The 22,162-nt window shown below is 71.0% G+C and carries 23 protein-coding genes; 8 read left to right on the top strand and 15 right to left on the bottom strand.

Going from position 1 to position 22,162, the window contains the following annotated elements; translation table 11 throughout:
• The first annotated feature begins 6 nt into the window (after window positions 1-6).
• A complete protein-coding gene (locus ACXKR8_RS22580) occupies window positions 7-615 on the top strand; it encodes a CGNR zinc finger domain-containing protein (RefSeq protein ID WP_458274694.1) in 609 nt (202 codons plus the stop codon).
• A 34-nt stretch (window positions 616-649) separates the two neighbouring features.
• Here the strand turns inward: ACXKR8_RS22580 and ACXKR8_RS22575 are convergent, their stop codons facing one another.
• From ACXKR8_RS22575 to ACXKR8_RS22535, 9 genes are all read right to left on the bottom strand, one after another.
• The gene (locus ACXKR8_RS22575; RefSeq protein WP_458274693.1) at window positions 650-1,108 is read right to left on the bottom strand and encodes a hypothetical protein; all 459 of its coding nucleotides are present in this window, start codon (window positions 1,106-1,108) and stop codon (window positions 650-652) included.
• 135 nt (window positions 1,109-1,243) lie between these two features.
• Window positions 1,244-2,044: a phosphotransferase enzyme family protein gene (locus ACXKR8_RS22570; RefSeq protein ID WP_458274692.1), complete on the bottom strand. Its 801-nt coding sequence runs from the start codon at window positions 2,042-2,044 to the stop codon at window positions 1,244-1,246.
• Between the two features lie 10 nt (window positions 2,045-2,054).
• The gene (locus ACXKR8_RS22565; protein WP_458274691.1) at window positions 2,055-3,278 is read right to left on the bottom strand and encodes a DUF7544 domain-containing protein; all 1,224 of its coding nucleotides are present in this window, start codon (window positions 3,276-3,278) and stop codon (window positions 2,055-2,057) included.
• Window positions 3,279-3,313: 35 nt separating this feature from the next.
• A complete protein-coding gene (locus tag ACXKR8_RS22560; RefSeq protein WP_458274690.1) occupies window positions 3,314-5,353 on the bottom strand; it encodes a type IV secretory system conjugative DNA transfer family protein in 2,040 nt (679 codons plus the stop codon).
• Window positions 5,354-5,429: 76 nt separating this feature from the next.
• Window positions 5,430-6,785 carry an ATP-binding protein gene (locus ACXKR8_RS22555; RefSeq protein WP_458274689.1) on the bottom strand — a complete coding sequence of 452 codons (1,356 nt, stop codon included), beginning with the start codon at window positions 6,783-6,785 and terminating at the stop codon, window positions 5,430-5,432.
• 24 nt (window positions 6,786-6,809) lie between these two features.
• Window positions 6,810-8,348, bottom strand: a complete 1,539-nt coding sequence (locus tag ACXKR8_RS22550) for an SCO6880 family protein (RefSeq protein WP_458274688.1) — start codon at window positions 8,346-8,348, stop codon at window positions 6,810-6,812.
• The gene (locus ACXKR8_RS22545; protein WP_458274687.1) at window positions 8,348-9,574 is read right to left on the bottom strand and encodes a hypothetical protein; all 1,227 of its coding nucleotides are present in this window, start codon (window positions 9,572-9,574) and stop codon (window positions 8,348-8,350) included. Before ACXKR8_RS22545 ends, ACXKR8_RS22550 begins: the two co-directional genes overlap by 1 nt.
• 46 nt (window positions 9,575-9,620) lie before the next feature.
• Window positions 9,621-10,424 (bottom strand): hypothetical protein, encoded by an 804-nt coding sequence (locus ACXKR8_RS22540; RefSeq protein ID WP_458274686.1) that lies wholly within the window; start codon window positions 10,422-10,424, stop codon window positions 9,621-9,623.
• A gap of 171 nt (window positions 10,425-10,595) precedes the next feature.
• Window positions 10,596-10,904, bottom strand: a complete 309-nt coding sequence (locus ACXKR8_RS22535; protein ID WP_458274685.1) for a hypothetical protein — start codon at window positions 10,902-10,904, stop codon at window positions 10,596-10,598.
• A gap of 332 nt (window positions 10,905-11,236) precedes the next feature.
• On the opposite strand from ACXKR8_RS22535, the gene ACXKR8_RS22530 reads away from it, so the two are divergent.
• The 3 genes from ACXKR8_RS22530 to ACXKR8_RS22520 all read left to right on the top strand — a co-directional run bounded on the left by ACXKR8_RS22530 (window position 11,237) and on the right by ACXKR8_RS22520 (window position 13,301).
• A complete protein-coding gene (locus ACXKR8_RS22530) occupies window positions 11,237-12,286 on the top strand; it encodes a C40 family peptidase (protein ID WP_458274684.1) in 1,050 nt (349 codons plus the stop codon).
• A 281-nt stretch (window positions 12,287-12,567) separates the two neighbouring features.
• Window positions 12,568-13,065 carry a phosphatase PAP2 family protein gene (locus ACXKR8_RS22525; protein WP_462100644.1) on the top strand — a complete coding sequence of 166 codons (498 nt, stop codon included), beginning with the start codon at window positions 12,568-12,570 and terminating at the stop codon, window positions 13,063-13,065.
• The gene (locus tag ACXKR8_RS22520) at window positions 13,044-13,301 is read left to right on the top strand and encodes a hypothetical protein (protein ID WP_462100643.1); all 258 of its coding nucleotides are present in this window, start codon (window positions 13,044-13,046) and stop codon (window positions 13,299-13,301) included. The genes ACXKR8_RS22525 and ACXKR8_RS22520 overlap by 22 nt, the downstream gene beginning before the upstream one ends.
• Window positions 13,302-13,364: 63 nt before the next feature.
• Here the strand turns inward: ACXKR8_RS22520 and ACXKR8_RS22515 are convergent, their stop codons facing one another.
• Window positions 13,365-14,996, bottom strand: coding sequence for an FAD-binding oxidoreductase (locus tag ACXKR8_RS22515; RefSeq protein ID WP_458274682.1), 1,632 nt, complete (start codon window positions 14,994-14,996; stop codon window positions 13,365-13,367).
• A gap of 147 nt (window positions 14,997-15,143) precedes the next feature.
• The gene (locus ACXKR8_RS22510) at window positions 15,144-15,341 is read right to left on the bottom strand and encodes a hypothetical protein (protein ID WP_458275057.1); all 198 of its coding nucleotides are present in this window, start codon (window positions 15,339-15,341) and stop codon (window positions 15,144-15,146) included.
• A 271-nt stretch (window positions 15,342-15,612) separates the two neighbouring features.
• Between ACXKR8_RS22510 and ACXKR8_RS22505 the strand changes: the two genes are divergently transcribed.
• Together ACXKR8_RS22505 and ACXKR8_RS22500 are read left to right on the top strand one after the other, a co-directional pair.
• Window positions 15,613-16,338, top strand: coding sequence for an SCO4651 family lipoprotein (locus ACXKR8_RS22505; RefSeq protein ID WP_462100642.1), 726 nt, complete (start codon window positions 15,613-15,615; stop codon window positions 16,336-16,338).
• A gap of 195 nt (window positions 16,339-16,533) precedes the next feature.
• Window positions 16,534-16,800: a hypothetical protein gene (locus ACXKR8_RS22500; protein ID WP_458274680.1), complete on the top strand. Its 267-nt coding sequence runs from the start codon at window positions 16,534-16,536 to the stop codon at window positions 16,798-16,800.
• On the opposite strand, the gene ACXKR8_RS22495 is transcribed toward ACXKR8_RS22500, so the two are convergent.
• Window positions 16,790-17,131, bottom strand: a complete 342-nt coding sequence (locus ACXKR8_RS22495) for a metal-sensitive transcriptional regulator (RefSeq protein WP_458274679.1) — start codon at window positions 17,129-17,131, stop codon at window positions 16,790-16,792. The two genes, ACXKR8_RS22500 and ACXKR8_RS22495, sit on opposite strands and share 11 nt — an antisense overlap.
• Before the next feature lie 273 nt (window positions 17,132-17,404).
• Here ACXKR8_RS22495 and ACXKR8_RS22490 point away from each other — a divergent pair, with 273 nt between their 5' ends.
• Window positions 17,405-18,025: a DUF47 domain-containing protein gene (locus ACXKR8_RS22490; RefSeq protein ID WP_458274678.1), complete on the top strand. Its 621-nt coding sequence runs from the start codon at window positions 17,405-17,407 to the stop codon at window positions 18,023-18,025.
• A gap of 11 nt (window positions 18,026-18,036) precedes the next feature.
• Complete coding sequence (locus tag ACXKR8_RS22485) at window positions 18,037-19,026, top strand: inorganic phosphate transporter (protein WP_458275056.1); 990 nt, start codon at window positions 18,037-18,039, stop codon at window positions 19,024-19,026.
• A 130-nt stretch (window positions 19,027-19,156) separates the two neighbouring features.
• On the opposite strand, the gene pstB is transcribed toward ACXKR8_RS22485, so the two are convergent.
• The 3 genes from pstB to pstC form a co-directional block, all read right to left on the bottom strand.
• A complete protein-coding gene (pstB, locus tag ACXKR8_RS22480; RefSeq protein ID WP_458274677.1) occupies window positions 19,157-19,933 on the bottom strand; it encodes a phosphate ABC transporter ATP-binding protein PstB in 777 nt (258 codons plus the stop codon).
• A gap of 44 nt (window positions 19,934-19,977) precedes the next feature.
• Window positions 19,978-20,934: a phosphate ABC transporter permease PstA gene (gene pstA, locus ACXKR8_RS22475; protein WP_462100641.1), complete on the bottom strand. Its 957-nt coding sequence runs from the start codon at window positions 20,932-20,934 to the stop codon at window positions 19,978-19,980.
• Between the two features lie 124 nt (window positions 20,935-21,058).
• Window positions 21,059-22,120: a phosphate ABC transporter permease subunit PstC gene (gene pstC / locus ACXKR8_RS22470; protein ID WP_458274675.1), complete on the bottom strand. Its 1,062-nt coding sequence runs from the start codon at window positions 22,118-22,120 to the stop codon at window positions 21,059-21,061.
• Window positions 22,121-22,162 lie beyond the last annotated feature (42 nt).

Genomic DNA, 22,162 nt, shown 5'->3' with positions numbered 1-22,162 from the left:
TCCGCCATGACCGCCGCCCCCACTGTCGACACCGCCACGGTCGTCCCGTGCTTCCGGACCGGGGCGGGGAGGTTGTGTCTGGACTTCCTGCGCACCCTCCGCCATCGCGGGACGCTCGACGCGATCGAGGAACTGCCGGACGCCGCCGCTCTGTTGGCCTGGGTGGTGCAGTGCGGTCCGTGCGATCTGGCCGGGCAGCCGGTGTCCGGCGACGATGCCCAGCTGCGCGATGCGCGCAGCCTCCGTGAGGCGGTGTATGAGCTGATCGCCGTGGGCCGCAGCACCGGCGGGGTGGCCTCGTCCAGCTTCCTGTCGCGCGAGCTGGTGAATCGGGCGGCCAAGTTCCCGACCCCGACGCCACGTGTCGATGCGTCAGGAGCCCTGCTGTGGAGTGCATCTGACGCTGTGTCGGCAACTCTCTCACTGGTGGCGCGGGACGCCGTGGACCTGGTCACTTCCGCCGGGCTGAACCGGGTCAGGGAGTGCGCCGACGAGTCCTGTGGTGCGCTGTTCAGTGACAACTCGCGCCCAGGGAACCGTCGTTGGTGCTCGATGGGGGCCTGCGGCAACCGGGCCAAGAAGAACAGCATCCGGAGCAGAGGCGCGGCGGGCTGAAACCCAACTGCCCTGCGGCTCAGCGGTTCAGTGGTCAGCGGTTCAGCGGGATGCCGAGGGCGCGGAAGGTGACCCGCTGGTCGAACCACAGCAGGCCGACGGTGATCCCGGTCATCACAAAAGCGAGCGCCAGATGGCCGGTGGCCGTCGACACCGCCGCACCGAGGGCGCCGAGGGCCAGGTGGACGCCGACGCGCAGGGCGATCAGCCCGATCGCGATGGCGCGGGTCCGGCTGTTCTTCAGCATCGCCCGGACCAGCTTCCGGCGCTTTCCCAGCACCGTCAGGCTGATGGTGATGTTCACCAGGGCGAAGCCGACCAGCACCGTCCAGGCGTCGGGGTTGGCCTTGAGGATGTCGTAGGCCCCGCCGAAGATCCCCTCGAAGGCGAAGAACCAGGCCGGCAGCGGCTTCATCTGCCGCAGATCAGCGGCGCCTGCGACGGTGGCCTGCTCGGTGCCCTGCTTCTCGAACGTGGCGGTGATGCTGCTCATTGCTGCCCCCTGGGACTGTGCCGCCGGCTCCCTGCCGACATGCATCAGCTTCCCGTAGCGGGCGGGTCGGCCGTCAGGGCCGCTCCTCCCGTCTTCGCCAGTACATTTGTCATACCGTCACTGCTCCCACGGCGCTTACTGCGCCCGGCCCAGCTCGGCGGTCCAGTCGGCGGCATGGCCTGAGACATAGTCCGCGTCGGCGAGGTAGAGCCGGTGGTGCCCGTCGGCGAGATGCCGGGCGAACGCGGCGTCGCCCGCGGCGGCCCGCTCGGTCATGAAGCCGACCAGGGCGTGCAGCCGGTCCACCACGGTACGCACCAGCGCCCCGCGCTCGTCCGCCGTCAGCCCGTACGCGTCGGCGATCAGCCGGAGCCGGCGGCCCTGCTCGGTCGGCGGCAGGGTGCCCTCGTCGCTGCCGGGGGCGTGCAGCGGGACGAAGCGGTACGCGGTGTAGGCGACGTCCCAGACCCGGGGCCCCGGGTGGGCGGTGTCGAAGTCGATGAAGGCCACCGGGACGCCGTCCCGGAACACGCAGTTGTACGTCGCCGCGTCGCCGTGGCAGATGACCTCGGCGGGCTCCCGCGGCGGCAGCATCCACACCTCGTCAGGAAGGTGCGGGAAGTCCGCGCCGGCGTCGTGCAGGGCCCGCAGCAGCAGGCCGACGGACCGCAGCGAGTCGTCGGTGCGGGCGTACGGCGGCAGCGGGTAGTGACCGACCTCGCCGGGCACGAAGTCCAGGATCTCCCTGGCCCCGTCCCCGGTCAGCCCATGGGCCTGGGGCGCCCCGGTGAAACCCCTGGCGGCGAGGTGCGCCAGCAGTCGGTGCACGCTGGGGGTCCACGGGCCGACCGGGCGGAGGACGGTGTCGCCGAGCCGGGTGACCCGGTTGACGCCGCCACCGGTGAGCAGCACTTCCTGATCGTTGTCTGCGGGCATGTGCCCGAGCCTACGAGTCCTCGGACGCGCTGTCCTCCGGCTTCTCGCCCTCGGCCTCGGCCGGGCTGTCCTGGGGCATCGGCGGCACCGGCGGCACCGGCGGCATCGGCGGCATCGGGCCACGGTGCAGATCCACCCCGACCTGGGCCGCCAGCGCCACGTCCAGGCTCTCCCTGCGGATCCGCCGGTCCATGTAGAGCAGGCCGTTGGTCAGCGGGGCCAGCGGAGTGGTCAGCAGGTTGACTACCGCGATGGCCACCGACATGACCAGGTAGAACACCATGATCGAACCCAGCGGGAAGGTCGGGTCGGTTCCGTCCTGGTAGGTCGACCCGGTCGGCATGGTGGTCATCCCCGCGAGCACGGCCACGATGGCGAAGGGGATCAGGATGACCTGGCCGGCGAACGAGCCGATCAGGTTGACCAGGTAGGGGATCCCCAGACTGCGCCACCAGGCGCCCTCGTTGAGCCGCCAGGCCCGCCGCAGCGCGGCGATGGGCCGCTCGTTCTCCAGCACCAGGACCGGGGCCACCAGCACCAGCCGCACCGAGACGTACACCGCGAAACCCAGGCCAGGGAAGACCAGCAGGGCCAGCAGCCCGAAGGCCGCCGCGCTGCCGGTGACGGCACCGACCCCGGCGGCCAGGGCGATCGGGACGGCGATGCTCAGCATGCTCGCCAGCCCGAGCAGCAGGTTGTCCCCGGCCACCCGCCAGAGGTGGGGGAGCGACTCCGCCCAGACCTGACGTGTCGTCACCTTCTCGCCGAGCACCGCGTGGCGCAGCACCGTGGTGCAGACGGTCGAGGCGACCACGTAGCAGCTGAAGAACATCAGCGCCGCCAGCAGGAAGGCCAGGCCGCCGAAGGTGAGCAGCTGGGCGATCTGGCTGTTGCTGGGGGAGTAGTCCGGGTTGTCCCGGCTGCTGGTGGCGATGGTGTGCAGCGGTCCGTAGGCCAGGGCGGCGAGGACGCAGGCCGGTACGGCCGTGACCGCGGCGACGACGGCCAGCGGTACGTAGACGGGCTTGAGGTAGCGCTTGAGGGTGCCGAAGACCCCGTTGATGATCTCTCCGACGCTCAGCGGCTGGAGCGGTATGACGCCTGGCTTGGGCGCCGGGGGTATGTACCGGTGCGCCCAGGGCCCCGGCCCGCCGGGCCCGTAGCCGCCGGGCCCGCCAGGACCGTAGCCGCCGCCCGGCGTGCCAGGTCCGCCCCACCCCGTGTTGCCGCTCATCGCTGCTGTTCCTCGCCCTTTGTCCCCCGCCACCGCTACTGCGGCGCTGTGTGGCCTCCCGAGGGTACGGGAGCACTCCCGGACGCCGCACTCCCCCCGGCGCCGGAGCCGGAGCCGAAACCGGCGCCGGGTCCGAAGCCCGCGCCCGCGCCCGCGCCGACGCCGAAGCGCTGGGCCGGGTGGCGGGCGGCGAGCAGGAGCAGTTCCCCATCGCCCAGCGCCCCGGGGCCCAGCGCCCCCTCCAACTCGGGCGGGGCGGTCTGCAGGGCGCCGAGCATCGCCTCCAGCGCGGTGGCGCCGAGCGGTCCGACCACCGCGCGGGCGTCCGCCTTCGTCCACAGGCTGTGGACGGCGCGTTCGTCCCAGCGCGAGCGGACCTGCTCGGGGGAGCGGAACACCGCGACGCCGCCGAGGCCGAGCGGTTCGCCGCGGGCCATCAGCTCGGGCAGGCCGGGGATCGGGGCGACGGCGGCCACATTGTCGAGCACGCACAGCAGCGGCGGGTCGAGCCGACCGGCGGACGACTGGCCGGCCGTCCGCCGGGCCCGTTCCACCAGGTCCTCGGCCAGGGCGGTGAGCAGCGGCATCGCGCTGCGCGGCCCGTCGGCCCGGTCGGACGAGCCGCCGACCCTGCTCTCGGTGGCGCGTCCCAGCAGGTAGAGGGTGCCGCGGTTGCGCAGCAGCGCGTCCAGGTCGAGCCCGTCGGCGGCCGAGGACGGGGCGCAGGCCTGCTGCACCTGGAGTTCGGAGAGGACGTCGAGGGCGTCGAGGATCCGGTCGATCGCGGCGTCCCGCAGCTCGTCGGAGTGCGTCAGCAGGGCCTGCAGCTCGCCGTCCCAGCCGTCGGCGGCCCGGTGCGGATCGGCGGAGCGGAGGATGGCCGGCGCCTCGCCCCGGCCGGTGCCCGAGGCCCAGCGCTGGACGTGCCGGAACGGCCGTCCGTCCAGCGCCGCGGCGTGCAGCCAGCAGCGGAGCAGCGTCTGCGCGGTCTCCCTGACGCTCCGTTCGCTCTGCGAGCGGGCGCCGTCGGCGCCGCCGCGGACGGTGGGCGCGAGCAGGGCGCGGGCGCGGGAGGTGGCGGTGGCCGGGTCCTCGCAGTGGTCGTGCGGGGCCCAGCGGACCCTGGTGTCGGCATCGGGCACCTCGCTGACGAGCCGCAGCGGATCGAACAGCCGCGCGTCCCGGTGGGCGGGCCTGGCCTCCCACAGCGCGAGGTCGTCGGTGACGACCAGGACCGGCCCGGTGGCGGTCTCCACCGCCCGCTGCAGCAGCTTGCGCTTGGCCGACGCGGCGGCGGGGTCGGGCACCAGCAGCGCGGTCATCCCGACCGGAAACGCGAAGGTCTCGCGACGCGGTGGCGGTGGCGGTGACGCCGACGCGGGCCCGGGTTCAGCGACGCGCTCGGGTGGGTGGGCGGGAGCGGCCGTGGCCGCGGTGGCGACAACCGGGGCCGCCGCCGGTGCGGGGCCCGGGGCCTGGCCCGGTGCGAGGCCCGGTGCGGGGTCGGCCCGGGGCGCAGGTACGCCGTCGTGCCCGTTCGGACCGGGCAGCCCCTTCTCGTACCCGGGCACCTGTCCGGCCGTCCGCCGTGCGGCCCGCAGCCGCATCCAGGCCGTCAGTATGGTCAGCCCCAGGGCGATCAGCAGGGCCAGCATCAGGAAGAAGGTCACCCAGAACGTCGTCGCCGAGGGGAGCTCGGCCACCGGCGTCCCCGGCCAGGCCGCACCCATGCTGTTCGGCTTCAGCGCCAGGCTGCGGATCGCTCCTGGGGTGCCGCTGAACGGCATCGGATGCGGCAGCTTTCGGTGCGTCACCAGCGCGCCGAGCGCGGTCGAGAACCAGACCAGGGCGGTCGCGCCGAGCAGCGTCGCCAGCAGCCCGACGATCGCACCGTCCGGTATCCCGCTCCGCCGGTACTGGCCCGAGGGCCCGCTGCCCCCGGGAAACCCGCCACCCCCGCCGCCGCCGGGAAACCCGGGAGCGCCGGGAGGCCCCGAGGCACCGGGACCCCCCGAGCCCCCCGGAGGGCCGTACCGGCCGGACGGGCGCTGCTGCCGCCCGTTCATCGACGACATGGCCCCGCCCCTCTCACGCGGCTCACCCGGCTCACGCGGCTCACGCGGCTCACCCGGCTCACGCGGGTCACGTGGGTCACGCCGCCGGGTCGTCCGCGAGCTGTTTCGACGCCCGCGTGCGCTCGATGATCGCGTCCTCGGTCATGGCGCGGTCGGTGAAGACAAGTGGTCGCTCATGCTCGGTGATCAGGTGTTTCACCACCTGGACATTGCCGTTCACATCCCAGACCGCGATGCCAGGCGACAGCGTGGGGATGATCTCCACCGCCCAGCGCGGCAGCCCGAGCACCCGCCCGGTGGCGCGGGCCTCGTCCGCCTTCTGCATGTAGATGGTCCTGGTGGAGGCCATCTTCAGGATCGCCGAGGCCTCCTTGGAGGCGGCCCCGTCGACCACGTCGGAGAGGTGGTGCACCACCGCCACGAAGGAGAGCCCGAGCCGCCGTCCGAATTTCAGCAGCCGCTGGAACAGCTGGGCCACGAAAGGGGAGTTGATGATGTGCCAGGCTTCCTCGACCAGGAAGATCCGCTTCTTCCGGTCGGGTCGCAGCCAGGTGTGCTCCAGCCAGACGCCGACGATCGCCATCAGGATCGGCATCGCGATGGAGTTGCGGTCGATGTGCGACAGGTCGAAGACGATCAGCGGGGCGTCGAGGTCGATGTCGGTGGTGGTCGGGCCGTCGAACATGCCGCGCAGGTCGCCGTCCACCAGCCGGTCCAGGACCAGGGCCACGTCCAGGCCCCAGACCTGGATGTCGTCCAGCGAGACGCCGAGGGCGTCCACCGAGTCGGTGTTGGGGTTGCGCAGGGTGTCGATGATGTCGCCGAGGATCGGCTGGCGCGCCGTCCTGGTGGCGATGACATGGGCGTGCGCGGCCTTGAGCGCGAAGCCGGCCCGCTCGTCCAGGCCGCGGCCCATGGCGACCTCGATGATGGTGCGCAGCAGCGCCAGTTGCCCGGTCAGGGTGATCGCCGGGTCCAGCGGGTTGAGCTTGACGCCGCCGTTGAGGGCGGCCTGCGGGTCCAGCCGCACCGGCATTATCCCCAGCGCCCTGGCGATCAGGTTCCACTCGCCGACGCCGTCCTCGCCCTGGGCGTCCAGCACCACCACCTGCCGGTCGCGGAAGCGCAGTTGGCGCAGGACGTAGGTCTTCTCCAGCGCCGACTTGCCGTTGCCCGACTCGCCGAGCACCAGCCAGTGCGGGGCCGGCAGCTGCTGCCCGTACAGCTGGAAGGGGTCGTAGACGTACCCCTTGCCGCTGTAGACCTCGCGTCCGATGATCACACCGGAGTCGCCCAGTCCTGGCGCGGCCGTCGGCAGGTAGACCGCCTGGGCCTGCCCGGTGGAGGTGCGGACCGGGAGCCGGGTGGTCTCGATCTTGCCGAACAGAAAGCTGGTGAAGGCGTCGGACAGGCCGCCCACGGGTGCTGCCATGCGGTACCTCCAGGGGGCGGTGGATTAGCGGCGGATGCCGGTGGCGAAGGGGAGGGTGTTCACAAAGGCCCGGTGGTGCTCGCGGTCGCACCACTCCAGCTTGAGGTAGCTCTTGCCGGCCGAGGCCCGGATGGTCCGCTTGTCGCGGGCCAGCGCCTCCGGCGAGCGGGAGCTGACGGTGATGTAGCCGACCAGGTTGACCCCGGCCGCGCCCGAGGCGAGGTCCTCGCCGCGCTGGTCCACCCGGCCGCTGTGGGCCGAGTCGCGCGGGTCCACGGTGCGGTTCATCTTGGCGGCGCGGCTGGCGTCCGCGTCGTCGTTGGTCTTCTCGGTCAGCATCCGCTCGATGGCGACATCGGTCGGCTCCAGGTCCATGGTCACCGCGACGGTGCGGATCACATCCGGGGTGTGCACCAGCAGCGGGGCCAGGAAGTTGACGCCCACCGGGGTCAGCGGCCACTCCTTCACCCAGGCGGTGGCATGGCACCACGGCTCGCGGGTCTCCGACTCCCGGGTCTTCGCCTGCAGGAAGTTGGCGTGGGTGGCGTCCAGCTCGGCCGGCCAGGCGTTGCGCCGGGACATCGCCTGGATGTGGTCGATCTGGTGGTCCGGGTCGTACATGGAGTGCAGCAGCGACGCGAGCCGGGCCTGGCCCAGCGGCTGCCGCACCCGGATGTCCGCCTCGGCCAGCCGGGCGCAGATGTCGGTCAGCTCACGGGCCATCACCGCGGACAGGCCCTCGTCGCCGCGGGCCCTGGTCTGCGCGGTGCGCCCTATGGCGTGCGCCTCGGCGGCCAGTTCGCGGGTGTACGGCATGCAGGCGACCAGGTAGGCGCGGTGCTGCTCGGAGGAGGTGGACACCATCGACTGCAGCTGGTCGTAGGAGTCCTTCAGCCACTCCGGCGAGTTCGGGTCGCCGCGCCGGGCGACGTCCTTGGCGTGCGCGTCCGGGTCGGCCGGGAGGGTGCGGGCCAGCATCTGGATCCTGGTCACGAAGCCGTCGCCGTTGGCGACGTGCTTCAGCAGCGTCCCGAAGCGCTCGACCAGGGTCTCCTGGTCCTCGGAGTCGCGCAGGCCGACCCCGGGGCCCTCGATCTCGATCGCCGCGGTGACGGTCCGCCGGGTGAGGTGCAGCAGCACCGACACCTCGTCAGGGCCGAACGGCGCGGCCAGCCAGCGGATCCGCCCGATCCCGGGCGGCGGCCCGACCTCGACCTCCCGCCCGTCCAGCCGGGTCCCGGCCTCCGGGGCGTACGAGTGGTACGTCGCGGTGGAGCCGCGGACGGTGCGCCGGTAGGTGCGGTTGATCTCCGCCCACTTGTAGATCGTCCGCTTGCGGTACGGCAGGTAGACGATCGCGAAGGCGAGCAGCGGGAACGCCAGCAGCCCGAGGATCCGCAGCGGCAGCACCGGGACGGTGATGCCCCACATCATCCCCAGGAACGCCCCGAAGATGATCAGGAACACCTCGCCGCTCTCGCGGTTCTTGCCGACCACGGCATTGGGCTTGGCCTTGCCGAGGAGATACGTACGCCGGTAACCACCGACGGGTTGGGTGGTCACTACTGCCGAGCCCCCTTGTTGCTGGTACCGGTGCCTGCGGGAGCCCGGCTGCCGCTACCGCCGCCGCCCCCGCCCTGCTGCGGGGGCGTGGCTGCCCCCGTACGGGACGCGTGCGCGGCGATCCCGGGCGCGACGCTGCCGCCGCCGGCGCCACCGCCGCCGGGTTTGCCGCCGCCGCCCTGCTCGGACTCGCGTCCGGCGTGGGTGTTGATGCCCTGCTTCATGAAGTTCGCCGGACCGTTCACCACGGCCGAGCCCGCGCTCACGGCCGAGGCGCGGGCCTGCCGCATCGCCGCCATGTCGTCGCCGAAACCGGGGATGAAGCGGTAGATCGCGGTGCTCGCGAAGATGGAGAGGGTGAGGATCGCCAGCCCGGCGAGGACGGTCGAGAAGGCGTCGTTCGCCCCGGCGTTGGAGGCGATCGCCCCGGCCAGGCCGAGGATGATCACGATCACCGGTTTGATCAGGTCCACCGCGACCATCAGGCCGGCCCAGCGGCGGACGTGCTTCCAGAGCTGCTTGTCGACCAGGCCCGCGTAGACGGCGGTGCCGAGGAGCGCGCCGACGTACAGCATCGCGGCCCGGATCAGCATCTCCAGCCAGAGCACGGCGGCGGCGAGGATCGCCAGCAGCGAGACCAGGACCTGGATGATGGGGCCGCCGCCGAGGTCGCCCTTGGTGAGGGTGTCCGCGAAGGTGCCCAGGTAGTTGGTGGTGTCGGTGCGGGTGCCTGCGGCGATGGCCTCGGTGATGCCGTCGGTGGCGCTGACGACGGTGTACAGGATCAGCGGGGTGAACGCGGAGGCGATCACGGTCAGCCAGAGGAAGCCGACGGCCTCCCCTATCGCCTGCTGCAGCGGGGCGCCTCGGGCGGCGCGCTTGGCCACGGCGAGGAGCCAGAGGATCAGCGTCAGAAACGTCGAGGCGCCGAAGACGACGCCGTACTGCTTGAGGAAGGAGGGGTTGGTGAAGTCGACGTTGGTGGTGGAGTTGATCCCGTCCGACAGCTTCCGCACCACCCAGGCCGCGGCGGTGGCGCAGGCGTTGGCCAACGACTGCAGGGGATCGAGCGAGGAGGTGAGGGGGGAAGTGACGTTGCCGCCACTCCCGTTGGGGCCCTGCTCGCACAAGGATTTGCTGAGTCCGACGAGGTCGTTGCAGTTCGCCGTGGCAGTGGGCGAGGGGTTCGGGGCCCCGAAGGCGGAGTTCGCCAGGGTCAGGATCATCAGCTGTACGGATGCCAGAGCGACACTCAGTCCAGCCACTCGCTTGCTAGCGGGCATAGCGGAAACCCCCGAACTGGGTGACTGCGCCTGCGATGGTGCTGGCGCTGGAGGCAGGCTGGTTGCCGCTGATGGGTACCGGGCCGTCGGTCTGGGAGTAGGCAGCGATCTTCCAGTCCCCATTGATCCAGTGCAGTTGCAGGACTTCGGTGAACCAGTACTCGGTCACCGGTCGGGTCGATCCCTGTCCGGCCAGGCCGCCCAGGGCGTCGCACCAGACCTCGACAGTCGCCTGGTCGCCCGCCTGCTTGTCGATCTTGCTTCCCACCGGGATCGTCCGTGACACGAAGGTCAGTCCGGCCGGTGCGTGTCCGTCGGTGAGCCCGAAGGTTGCTCCCTGACTGGAGTAAGCCTTGTCGGACTGGGCAAGCATCCCCGAGGTGACCGCCGGATCCGTGACGGTCTGCATAATGCTCCTGCGGCTCGCTGCCGCGTACATGTCCGCGGAGCCCAGGGCCACCGCGTAGTTGACCGCGGCGGACTGCGCCCCCTCGCCCGTGTGCGGAAAGCCGACCGCGATCCCGTTCCGGGTGGTCGTCACCGGCTGGGTCCCCGTCGCCGCGGTGGACGTCCCGGCGCCGTCGCCCGAGGTCCCGGCCCCGCCGCCCCCGCCGGGGTTCGCCGTCGGGGTGCCGCTCGTGCGGTTCAGCACGGCGACCGCCCCCACCAGCACCACGACCACCACCAGCACCGCCGCCAGCGTCCGCAGGGGTCGCCGCGCCGCCGGCTCCGGCGGCTGCTCACCCGCCGGATAGCGGGTACGCGTATGCGGCTGGTCGTCGGGCACGGACACAGCGGCCCCCTTGGGACGAGGGTGGGCAGGCGGACAGGACAGCGGGAACTGGCATGGCGGAACGCTCGTGACAGGGTGTCACCCGGACGGCCGCCCGTGGGGAGGGCAGGCCGAACCGGTACGCGTCGTTCGAATGGGACGCCGATCATGGGACGCCAATCAGGCGAATGATCAGATCGCCATCCCATACACAATGGTGAACAACGTACCGAGCGATCCGATGATGAACACGCCGGTCAAACCGGCGACGATCAGTCCCTTCCCCTGCTCCGCGCTGAAGGTGTCGCGCAACGCCGTCGCACCGATCCGCTGCTTCGCCGCGCCCCAGATGGCGATGGCGAGGCAGCCCAGGATGGCCACGGCCATGACGACCTCCACCATCGTCTTGGCCTCGCTGCCAAGACTGGCGAAGGGGCCCCAGTTCGGGGCGATACCTCCGATGATGGTGTTGATGTCACCCTTGCCCGCACTGAGATACATAGCAGTCACCTACCTGATCATCATTCAAAGCCCTGCACCCGGCCGTGGTGTAGGGCCCGGCCCTATTGTTGGCCAGAACCGAAGTCGACTTGGCCACTTTCTCGAGGAACGTCGTTGAGTTGTGCGCCACAGATGCCAGCATTGGGCCTCATGGGTCCTGCAGCCGCTCGGATGAGCGTATCGCTTACTGTGTGTATCACTAGTGATTGCGCAGAGCAACGCCCTGGTCCAGACTCTGTGGAGGTATCGGCAGGCACCCGAGGCATGGGACGGTGGCACATGCGCATCCATTCTCCGCTGCTGCGCCCCATTTACCACCCCTGGCAGGTCTCATGACGCTCCGTCGGGCCTGGACCCTGTTCGGCGGCGGCAGTATGGCTGCTGCCGGGATACTGCTCTTCCTGGTCATCGGCACCTACTCGGCCTCGGGATCGCTCGATCAGGCCCAGGCGCAGGGCACCGTCCAGCTCGCGCCCGGCACCGTCCCCGCCTCCTATGCCCCGCTGATCCAGAAGTGGGGCACGCTCTGCCCGGAACTGACGCCCCCTCTGCTCGCGGCGCAGATGTACCAGGAGAGCGGGTTCAACCCGAAGGCGGTCAGTCCGGTCGGTGCACAGGGCATGGCCCAGTTCATGCCGGCGACCTGGGCGATCTACGGCATCGACCCCACTCATACCCATGTGCCCGATGTCTGGAACCCGGCGGACGCCATCCCCTCCGCCGCCTCGTACGACTGCCAGCTCGCCAAGGACACCAGCAGCGTCCCCGGCAACCACACCGCCAATATGCTCGCCGCCTACAACGCGGGCCCGTACGCGGTGATCAAGGCGGGCGGCGTCCCCTCCTTCAAGGAGACCCAGAACTACGTCAGCTCGATCACCAAGCTCGCCCAGTCCTTCACCGGCACCACCGTCATCAGCTTCTCCGCGCAGGCGGCCGGGGCCATCTACTACGCGCAGCAGAAACTGGGCACCCCTTATCTCTGGGGCGGCGAAGGGCTGGCCTCGCAGGGCTACCGATTCGACTGCTCCGGGCTGACCCAGGCCGCGTTCGCCAGCGTCGGGATCACCCTGCCCCGGGTCGCCGCCGACCAGTGGTACGCCGGGCCGCATCCGAGCCGCAGTCAGCTCCAGCCCGGCGACCTGGTGTTCTTCTCGCACGACCCGCACGACCCGGCGCAGATCCACCACGTCGGCATCTATGTCGGCGGCGGCATGATGATCAACGCCCCGCACACCGGCGCGGTGATCCGCTACGACTCGCTCGACTCCGAGGGCGACTACTTCGGGGCGACCCGGGTGACCGCCGCCGGGGCCCAGGCCCTCCCGACGCTCCAGCCCGGCGGGACCATCGCCAACGGCGGCGCCCCGGCGTCCAGCTGACGGACACGACAGCGAGACGGACGCCGCGCGGACCCGCCACGGACCCGCCACGGGCCCGCCACGGACCCTCAGGGTCACGCCTCGGGAGCGGTCTTGTGGCGGACCGGTGATCATAGCGTCACGTTCGCATAACTTCCCCCGGTATCGGAACACTATGGGTGATTCATGCCGTTGTGCCTGATGGCGGGGGAGGACACTTGGCTGTGCCGCACCGGAACCCCGTTGGGCGGACTCGACCCTGAGCAGCTCGGGCGTGTGCGAAGAGATGGCGGAGGTGTGGTGTGACGGCGCTGCCGATTGAGGGTGACGGGTCCATCGACTGGACTCTCGTCTCACATGTCAACGGCCTGGCCCGCCATCTCCCCTCCGGTGTGGACAGCATCCTCAGCTTCCTCGGCGAGTACGGCGTGCCGCTGCTGTCCGTGGTTCTGCTGCTGGCGACCTGGCTCTGGGCCCGGCGCCGTCCGGACGACGCGCCCGGCGCGGTGGCCGGGGTGCTCTGGGCCGGCCTCGCGGCCGGGGTGGCGCTGGTGCTCAACGTCCCGGTCCGGGCGATGGTGCAGCGGCCGCGGCCGTTCGTCGCGCATCCGGGCCGGCTGGACCTGTTGACGAAGCATCAGGCCAATGGCTCCTTCGCCAGCGACCACGCCACCTTCACCATGGCGGTCGCGGTCGGCATCCTGCTGGTCAACCGGAAGTACGGCCTGCTGGCGATGGCCCTGGCCGGGTTCGAGGGCTTCCTCCGGGTCTTCATGGGGTGCACTACCCGACCGACGTGATCGGCGGCTTCGCCCTGGGCACGGCCGCGACGCTGCTGCTGGCGCCGATCGCGATGGCCGTGCTGGTGCCGCTGACCCACTCGCTGGCCCGTACCTCCTTCGCCCCGGTGGTGCTGGCCCCGCGCCGCGGCCGCACCGGCCGCGGGTCGGTGCCGGCCCCGGTCGGCGGCGACCACACCGACCGTCCCGGCCACCCCGACACCGGGGTGGCCGCCCGCGGCGACCTCGCGGCCTAGACCTCACCGCCTAGTCCTCGCGGCCTAGCTCTCGCGGCCTGAAGCCCGGATCAGTCAGAGCCCTCAGGCCAGCGGCACCGACTGCGGGAAGTGGAACAGGCCGCTCGGGTCGTACTCCCGCTTCACCGTCCGCAGCCGCGCCGCGTTCGCCCCGTAGTACGCCTGCTCCCAGCCGCTGAGCCGGGGGTCGATGTAGTTCTGGTACGCCTGCCCGCTGGAGTAGGGCCGCATCGCGGTCCAGACGCCGTTCAGCCAGGACCAGGAGCGGTCCGCCCCGGTGCCGCCGACCACGCCCGCCGGGTAGTTGGCGGTGTACTGGGCCAGGAACAGGCCGTTGCGGTGCACGAAGGCGGTGTCCGCCGGGCGGACCCGGTTGATCGCCCCGCCGAGGGCGTCGAAGGCCACGCCGGCGCTGCCGCCCTGCGGGCCGGTCTTCGGATAGCGCTCGATCGCCGCGACCAGGGCCGCCGCGCCGGCCGCGCTGATCGGGCGGGTGAAGACGTCCGACTTCGCCCCGTAGGACTCCCGGGTGACCTTCCCGGTGGGACGCTGCCCCGGCAGGCTGCCGGGCAGGTGCGAGGCGGCCTGGGTCCAGCCCAGCACGCCGCCCATGACCTGCATGGTCTCCAGGTAGGAGCGGGTGTGCACGGTGTGGGCGGCGGGCGCCACGGTCAGCCGGTCGATCTGGGTGGACAGCTCGTGCGCCGGGCCCAGGTAGTTGACGGTGCTGCCGAGCTGGGTCCGGCCGTCCGCCCAGACCAGCAGGTGCAGATCGGCCCACAGGTTGTCCGGCGCGCTCGGCGCCCAGGCCTGCCAGGCCCGGATCACCGCCGCCGCCCGGGACCAGGGCCAGCTGAGGAAGGTGTACGCGCACTCCGCCGCCGGGTGGGTGCGGTAGGAGAGCGAGGTGACCACGCCGAAGTTGCCGCCGCCACCGCCGCGCAGCGCCCAGAACAGGTCGGGGTCGCTGCTCGCGCTGACCCTGCGGGTCTTGCCGTCGGCCGTGACGATCTCCGCGCCGGTGAGGTTGTCGCAGGTCAGGCCGTAGGCGCGGCCGGTCACGCCGACTCCGCCGCCGAGGGTGAGCCCGGTCACCCCGACGGTGGGGCAGGAGCCGGCCGGGATGGTCACCCCGTGTCCGGCCAGACCGGTGTAGACGTCGATCAGCCGGGCCCCGGCGCCGACCGTGGCCGCGCCCTTGGCCGCGGTGACGGTCGCCAGCCGACTCACGTCCAGGACCAGGCCGCTGCCCGAGGACCAGCCGCCGTAGCTGTGCCCGCCGCTGCGGGCGGTCACCGGAACGTTGTGCCGGCGCGCGAACGCCAGGCAGGTCGCCACGTCGTGGGCGCCGTCGACGTACACCACGCCGCTGGGGGCGATCGAGTCGTACTGGGGCTGGAACAGCTTGCGGGCCGAGGTGTAGCGGCTGTCGCCGGGACGGATCAGCAGCCCGTCCAGGTCCTTGCTGAGCGCGGCCCAGTCGGCGGCCTTCGGCGGAGTCGGCGCGACCGAGCCGCTGGCCGAGCCGACCGCCGGGCGGGACGAGCCGGTGCTCCCGCCGGCCGCCGCGGGCACGGTGGTGGACGCACCGGCGCTCCCCTTGACCGGGGAGCAGGCGGTCAGCCCGGCCACGCTCGCGGCGGTGAGCACACCGGCCCCGAGTACGGTCCTGCGGGAGGTGGTCGGTTCGTCCATGCGCTGGCTCTCCAATCAGGGGGATGCGGGCGACCCGCTCCACAGACTAGGGACGGCGGAACGGTACCCGCCGGTTCGCGTCCCAGCCCTACTGGCCGACGTCCTACTGGCCGACGTCCTACCGGCCGACGCCCTACTGCCGGTGCCCTACTGGCCGCTGTGCTGCGCCGCGTCCTTGCGGGACTTGTCGCGGGAGCGCCGGGCCGGCGCGGACCAGCCGCAGCTGCAGCGCGCGGTGCTGAACGAGCCCTTCTCCACCACCGTCGTCAGATGCGTGGCAGCGGTCTCGGTACCGGCTCCCGGGCCTGGGGCCTGGGAGTCCGGCGGATCGCTTTCCACGTGCATCACGGTAACCCGGATGGTCGAACGCCGTAGCGCCCCCCGGACGCCGTAACCTCCGCCACGCTCTCTCGTTGACTGTGGGAAGCCCGGTACCGGGTGTGTTCCGAGGGAGTTGCGTGCGCGTGGTGAATCGTCAGTCCGGTTGCCGAGAGGGCGCGGCTCCGCGCGTCCTGACCGTCCTGGTCGCCGCCGCGGCGGCGGGCCTGCTGGCCGGCTGTGCCAGCGGCGGTGGCGCCGCCGACACCTCCGCCGGGCTGCGCGGCAGCTCCTCGACGTGCTCGCCGCCGATCCGCTCGCGGCCGTGCGCGCCGCCGCCGACATCACCGGGCGCACCGGCTCGGTCCAGTCCGTGAGCAGCCTGCAGACCGCCTCCGACACCAAGAAGCAGATCCTGCGCGGCAGCGCGGTCTACGACTACACCACCCGGCTCGGCCGGGTGCAGGTCACCGTCCCGCCCGGCGGGGCCACCAAGGGCGAGCTGGTCGAGGTGGTCAGCCCCGGCGTGGTCTACATGCAGAACAGCGGCGCCAAGGTCCCGGCCGGCAAGTGGGTCAAGGTGGACGTGCAGCAGCTCGCCGACGGCAACCTGGTCAGCAGCGGGGCGACGGATCCGGCCACCGCGGCGAACGCCCTGCGCGGCGCGGCGACGGCGGTGCTGCTCGGCTCGAAGACGGTCGACGGCGTGCTGCTCAAGCACTACAAGGGCACCCTGGACCTGGCCAAGGCCGCGAGCGCGACCGGCGGCGGGGCCTCGGCCGGTCTTGCCCTGGCCGGGCACACCTTCACCGTCAAGCAGATCCCCTACGAGGTCTGGCTGGACCAGCACGGCCGGATCCAGCGCATCGTCGAGACCTTCACCTTCAGCAAGGTGGCCGGCTCCACGGCCAAGAAGGACCAGGTCGTGGTCACCTCCAGCAATGTCTTCTCCGGCTACGGCACCCCGGTCACGGTCGCCCTCCCCCCGGCCGCGGACGTGTACGGGGCCCAGCCCTCCAAGTGAACGGCGGGGGAAGCCGAGGGGGAGCCAGGGGGAGCGCCTGCCCCGAACGGGGGGTCCAGGAAATGACCCAGACGTGCCATGCGCGCCCCCCGTGCGCTCCCTACTCTGTAAAGAGTCGACTACCCAACGACACCAGCGGACTGATCGCCGGGCTGATCCCGTCGGCGTCCGGGGCCTGACGAGGAGGTGGTTCGTGTGGCTGCGCACGACCCGGTGGCCCTCGCAGAGATCGACCTCTACGGCGATCTGATCATCGCTGCCGCGGCCACCCCGTTCGACCGGCTCTCGGCGGCCAGGATCGACCAGGTGCTCCAGGTCCGCCCCGACGGCGTCCGTCCGGAAGAGGTCCGCCCCGACGGCGTCCGCCCCGACGGCGTCCGTCCGGACGAGTCCGAGCCCGAGGAGGACGCCCGGGTCCCGGTCCAGCGCGACGGCTCCGGCACTCCGGCGACTACGTCCTGAGCAGCCGCGCGATCGCCGCCGTGGCCTCGGCCACCTTGTCCTCGCCGTCCGGCTCCCCGCTCTGGACCGCCTCCGCGACGCAGTGCCGCAGATGCTCCTCCAGCAGGCTCAGCGCGAAGGACTGGAGCGCCTTGGTGCTCGCCGAGACCTGGGTGAGGATGTCGATGCAGTAGACGTCCTCCTCCACCATGCGCTGCAGCCCGCGGATCTGACCCTCGATCCGGCGCAGCCGCTTGACGTGCGCGTCGCGCTGCCCGCTGTAGCCGTGCGGACCATGCGGGCCGTGCGGCCCGGCCGCGGCGTGCTCGGGGACTGTCTCTTCTGCCTCCACCGGCCCATCGTAGGGCGCGTTGCGCCGGTACGTCCCTCCCGAGGGCCTTCCCTGCTGCGACAGTCGCTGGTGAACACCAGTGCGCAGAGGGGCAGCGTCAGGGCCGACCTTCCGTCACACTGATGGTGCACAACCTCCGGGCGGCACAGTAACGATCCGTAGGCAAGGATGACTTTCAGGGCACGGGTGCCGCCGCTGCCACCCCGGTGGGCGCACCGACCACACGCAGCGCTTAGCATCGCCTCGACCGCACCCTGTACTTCGGAGACCTCTGTGCGTATTCGTCTGACCCCCCGGGAGACGAGCTTCTATGACATGTTCGCCGCCTCTGCGGACAACCTTGTCACCGGCTCGAAGCTCCTGCTGGAACTTCTCGGCGCGGACGTCGCAGCGCGACCCGAGCTCGCCGAGCGCATGCGCGCGGCCGAGCACGCGGGCGACGACATCACCCACGGGATCTTCCACCAGCTGAACTCCTCCTTCATCACCCCCTTCGACCGGGAGGACATCTACAACCTGGCCTCGTCCCTCGACGACGTCATGGACTACATGGAGGAGGCCGTCGACCTGGTCGTCCTCTATGAGATCGAGGCCCTGCCCAAGGGGGTGGAGCAGCAGATCGAGGTGCTGGCCCGGGCGGCCGAGCTGACCGCCGCCGCCATGCCCAGCCTGCGGACCATGGACAACCTCGCGGAGTACTGGATCGAGGTCAACCGGCTGGAGAACCAGGCCGACCAGATCCACCGCAAGCTGCTCGCCCACCTGTTCGGCGGTACCTACGAGGCCCTCGAGGTGCTGAAGCTCAAGCAGATCGTGGACGTCCTCGAAGAGGCCGCCGACGCGTTCGAGCATGTGGCGAACACCGTGGAGACCATTGCCGTCAAGGAGTCCTGAGCGAATTGAACATGCTCGGAGTGATCCTTGTCGTGGGCGTGGCGTTCGGCTTCGCCTACACCAATGGATTCCATGACTCGGCCAATGCCATCGCGACCTCGGTCTCGACCAGGGCGCTGACCCCCAAGGTCGCGCTGATGATGGCGGCGGTGATGAACCTGGCCGGCGCCTTCCTGGGGGTCGGGGTCGCGCAGACCGTCAGCAAGGGCATCATCGCCACTCCGCAGGGCACCAAGGGGATGGTCATCCTCTGGGCCGCGCTGCTCGGCGCGATCACCTGGAACCTGGTGACCTGGTACTTCGGCCTGCCGTCCTCCTCCACCCATGCGCTGTTCGGCGGCATGGTGGGCGCGGCGCTGGTCGGCGGCACCGAGGTGCACTGGACCGGGGTCTGGGAGAAGGTGGTCATCCCGATGATCACCTCGCCGGTGGTCGGCCTGCTGCTCGGCTTCGCGGTGATGCTGGCCATCATGTGGATCTTCCGCCGGGCCAATCCGCACCGGGCCAAGCGCAACTTCCGGATGGCGCAGACCGTCTCCGCGGCGGCGATGGCGCTGGGCCACGGCCTGCAGGACTCGCAGAAGACCATGGGCATCGTGGTGATGGCGCTGACCATCTCGCACCACTACTCCGGGACCGACATCCCGGTCTGGGTGAAGGCCAGCACCGCCCTGGCGCTGTCGCTGGGCACCTGGGCCGGCGGCTGGCGGATCATGCGCACCCTGGGCCGCAAGATCATCGAGCTGGACCCGCCGCAGGGCTTCGCGGCCGAGTCGGTGGGCGCGACGATCCTCTACGTCACCGCCTACGCCTACAAGGTGCCGGTGTCCACCACCCACATCATCACCTCGGCGATCATGGGCGTCGGCGCGACCAAGCGGGTCCGCGCGGTCCGCTGGGGCGTCGCCAAGAACATCGTGATCGGCTGGTTCCTGACCATGCCGGCGGCCGGACTGGTCGCCGCGGTCGTCTTCTGGATCAGCTGGGCGATCGTCGGCTGACGGGTACTGACCGCTACTGACAGATGAAGGGCCCGCTCCCGGTACCAGACCGGGGCGGGCCCTTCCTGTTGCTCCGCGGCGGCACCGCCTAGCAGCGCCGCGGAGCAGTTCGTGCGGCCGGTTCGACGGCTCAGCCGAAGCGGCCGGAGATGTAGTCCTCGGTGGCCTGGACCGACGGGTTGGAGAAGATCTTCTCGGTGGCGTCGATCTCGATCAGCCGGCCCGGCTGGCCCACCGCCGAGAGGTTGAAGAACGCGGTGCGGTCGCTGACCCGGGCCGCCTGCTGCATGTTGTGGGTCACGATGACGATGGTGAACTGCTCCTTGAGGGTGCCGATCAGGTCCTCGATGGCGAGGGTGGAGATCGGGTCCAGCGCGGAGCAGGGCTCGTCCATCAGCAGCACCTGGGGCTCGACCGCGATGGCGCGGGCGATGCAGAGCCGCTGCTGCTGGCCGCCGGAGAGGCCGGCCCCCGGACGGTCGAGCCGGTCCTTGACCTCGTTCCAGAGGTTGGCGCCGACCAGTGAGCGCTCCACGGCCTCGTCGATCAGCTTCTTGTTGCGCACCCCGTTGAGCTTGAGGCCCGCCGCCACGTTCTCCTTGATGGACATGGTGGGGAACGGGTTGGGGCGCTGGAAGACCATGCCGACCGTGCGGCGCACGGCCACCGGGTCGACCCCGCTGCCGTAGAGGTCCTCGTTGTCGAGCAGCACCTTGCCCTCGACCCGGGCGCCGGGGACGACCTCGTGCATCCGGTTGAGGGTGCGGAGGAAGGTGGACTTGCCGCAGCCGGAGGGGCCGATGAAGGCCGTCACCGAGCGGGGTTCGACGGTCATCGAGATGTCCTCGACCGCCCGGAAGCTTCCGTAGTAGGCGTTCAGCCCGCTGACGTCGATGCGCTTGGCCATGATGTCTGTTTCCTGTCGTGAAGTCTGTGGGTGGCCGGTGCGCGTCAGCGCGAAGCCTTCGGGGCCTTCCAGCGGGCGATCCCGCGGGCGACCAGGTTCAGCAGCATGACCAGGGCGATCAGCACCAGCGCGCCGCCCCAGGCCCGGGCCTCGGAGGCGTCGGTCCCGTTCCCGTACTGCTGGTAGACGTACAGCGGCAGGGAGGACTGCGGGTCCTTGAAGGGGTTGGTGTTGATCAGATCCGTGCCGAACACCAGCATCAGCATCGGTGCGGTCTCGCCGATGATGCGGGCGATGGCCAGCATGACGCCGGTGGTGATGCCGCCGATGGCGGTCGGCAGCACGATCCGGATGATGGTCAGCCACTTCGGCACGCCCAGGGCCAGGCTGGCCTCGCGCAGCTCGTTGGGGACGAGCTTGAGCATCTCCTCGGTGGAGCGGACCACGACCGGCAGCATCAGGATCATCAGCGCCAGGCTGCCGGCGAAGCCGGTGTAGCTCTGGTTCAGGACCACGATCCAGAAGGTCAGGATGAACAGGCCGGCCACGATCGAGGGCACGCCGGTCATCACGTCGACGAAGAAGCTGACCGCCTTGGCCAGCGGCCGTCCGGCCCCGTACTCGACCAGGTAGACGGCGGTGAGGATGCCGATCGGCGCGGCGAACAGGGTGGCGATGCCGACCTGCTCCAGGGTGGCGATCAGGGCGTGGTAGAGCCCGCCGCCGGTCTGGTTGGAGGCGATCCCGTTCATCGAGTGGGTCAGGAAGTCGACATTGATGACGCCGATGCCCTTGGAGACGGTGTAGTACAGCAGGCCGACCAACGGCAGCAGTGCCAGCAGGAAGGCCACCCAGACCAGGCTGCTGATCAGGCCGTTCTTCGCCTGGCGGGGTCCTTCGACCAGCCGGGCGAGCAGGTGCTGGCCGCCGACGAAGAAGATCGCGGCCATCAGCGCCCACTGCAGCTTGCTGCTGATGTCGAAGCCCAGGCCCAGGGCCACGGCCAGGACCGCGGCGCCGAGGACGGTGGCGGCCGGCGCCCAGCGCGGCAGCCGGCGCTCGACCAGCGAGCCCGACAGCGGGGCGGGGCGCGGAGCCAGGTCGGGGAGGAGGTGGTGGTGCTCATCAGGCGTTCGCCCCCGAGTATTCCTTGCGACGGGCGATGATCAGTCGAGCACCACCGTTGACCAGCAGGGTGATCAGGAAGAGCACCAGCCCGGAGGCGATCAGCGCGTCGCGGCCGACGCCCTGCGCCTCGCCGAACTGGGTGGCGATGTTCTGCGCGATGGTGCTGCCGCCCGGGCTGGTGAGGTGCAGGCTGAACACCAGGTTGGAGGAGAGCACGGTGGCCACGGCCATGGTCTCGCCGAGGGCCCGGCCGAGGCCGAGCATCGAGGCGCTGACGATGCCGGAGCGGGCGAAGGGCAGAACGGAGGTGCGGATGACCTCCCAGCGGGTGGCGCCCAGCGCCAGGGCCGCCTCCTCGTACATCCGGGGGACCTGGAGGAAGATCTCACGGGTCACCGCGGTGACGATCGGCAGGATCATGATCGCCAGCAGCACGCCCACGCTGAACAGGCTGCGCGGCTGGGTGCCGACCTGGTCGCCCTCGCCGAAGATGTAGGTCCAGCCGAAGTACTGGTTCAGCCAGGCGTTCACCCCGAGCATGTGCGGCACCAGGAACAGTGCGCCCCAGAGCCCGTAGACGATGCTGGGGACGGCGGCCAGCAGGTCCACCACGTAGCCCAGCACCTGGGCCATCCGGCGCGGCGCGTAGTGCGAGATGAACAGGGCCACCCCGATCGACACCGGCACCGCGAGCACCATGGCGATCAGCGCGCTCACCACCGTGCCGAAGGCGAGCAGTGCGATGCCGAAGCTCGGCGGCGTGCCGAGCTGGGTGTTCCAGTCGAAGGTGGTGAGGAAGTTGCCGGTGTCGGCGTGGATCGCGACCACCGCGCGGATGGTGAGGAAGACCGCGATCGCGGCCATGATCACCAGCAGCAGGATGCCGGACCCGCGCGAGGAGCCCGCGAAGAGCAGGTCGCCGAGGCGGGACGAGCCCTTTCCGCTGAGCTTGGACGCGGCAGAGCCCCGCCGGGGTTCGCGGGGAGCGTCGGCGGGGGAGCCGAGGAGGTCCTCGGCGGCTGGCACGTCCTGGGGAGGTGCCGTGTCGGGTATGTCCATGACTTCTCCGGTCTGATGGCGGCGTCGGACGGACGTCGCCTG

The organism is Streptacidiphilus sp. PAMC 29251, from assembly GCF_054208735.2.
This window is presented reverse-complemented; position numbering and strand designations above follow the sequence as displayed.

Bases quoted from the DNA above. Each gene is read 5' to 3' on its own strand.
- ACXKR8_RS22555 (WP_458274689.1), bottom strand. From the start codon at position 6,785: ATGGCAGCACCCGTGGGCGGCCTGTCCGACGCCTTCACCAGCTTTCTG.
- ACXKR8_RS22485 (WP_458275056.1), top strand. From the start codon at position 18,037: ATGCTCGGAGTGATCCTTGTCGTGGGCGTGGCGTTCGGCTTCGCCTAC.
- pstB (WP_458274677.1), bottom strand. From the start codon at position 19,933: ATGGCCAAGCGCATCGACGTCAGCGGGCTGAACGCCTACTACGGAAGC.
- ACXKR8_RS22580 (WP_458274694.1), top strand. From the start codon at position 7: ATGACCGCCGCCCCCACTGTCGACACCGCCACGGTCGTCCCGTGCTTC.
- ACXKR8_RS22530 (WP_458274684.1), top strand. From the start codon at position 11,237: ATGACGCTCCGTCGGGCCTGGACCCTGTTCGGCGGCGGCAGTATGGCT.
- ACXKR8_RS22575 (WP_458274693.1), bottom strand. From the start codon at position 1,108: ATGAGCAGCATCACCGCCACGTTCGAGAAGCAGGGCACCGAGCAGGCC.
- ACXKR8_RS22515 (WP_458274682.1), bottom strand. From the start codon at position 14,996: ATGGACGAACCGACCACCTCCCGCAGGACCGTACTCGGGGCCGGTGTG.
- ACXKR8_RS22565 (WP_458274691.1), bottom strand. From the start codon at position 3,278: ATGAGCGGCAACACGGGGTGGGGCGGACCTGGCACGCCGGGCGGCGGC.
- pstC (WP_458274675.1), bottom strand. From the start codon at position 22,120: ATGGACATACCCGACACGGCACCTCCCCAGGACGTGCCAGCCGCCGAG.
- ACXKR8_RS22535 (WP_458274685.1), bottom strand. From the start codon at position 10,904: ATGTATCTCAGTGCGGGCAAGGGTGACATCAACACCATCATCGGAGGT.
- ACXKR8_RS22510 (WP_458275057.1), bottom strand. From the start codon at position 15,341: ATGCACGTGGAAAGCGATCCGCCGGACTCCCAGGCCCCAGGCCCGGGA.
- ACXKR8_RS22545 (WP_458274687.1), bottom strand. From the start codon at position 9,574: ATGATCCTGACCCTGGCGAACTCCGCCTTCGGGGCCCCGAACCCCTCG.
- ACXKR8_RS22560 (WP_458274690.1), bottom strand. From the start codon at position 5,353: ATGTCGTCGATGAACGGGCGGCAGCAGCGCCCGTCCGGCCGGTACGGC.
- ACXKR8_RS22570 (WP_458274692.1), bottom strand. From the start codon at position 2,044: ATGCCCGCAGACAACGATCAGGAAGTGCTGCTCACCGGTGGCGGCGTC.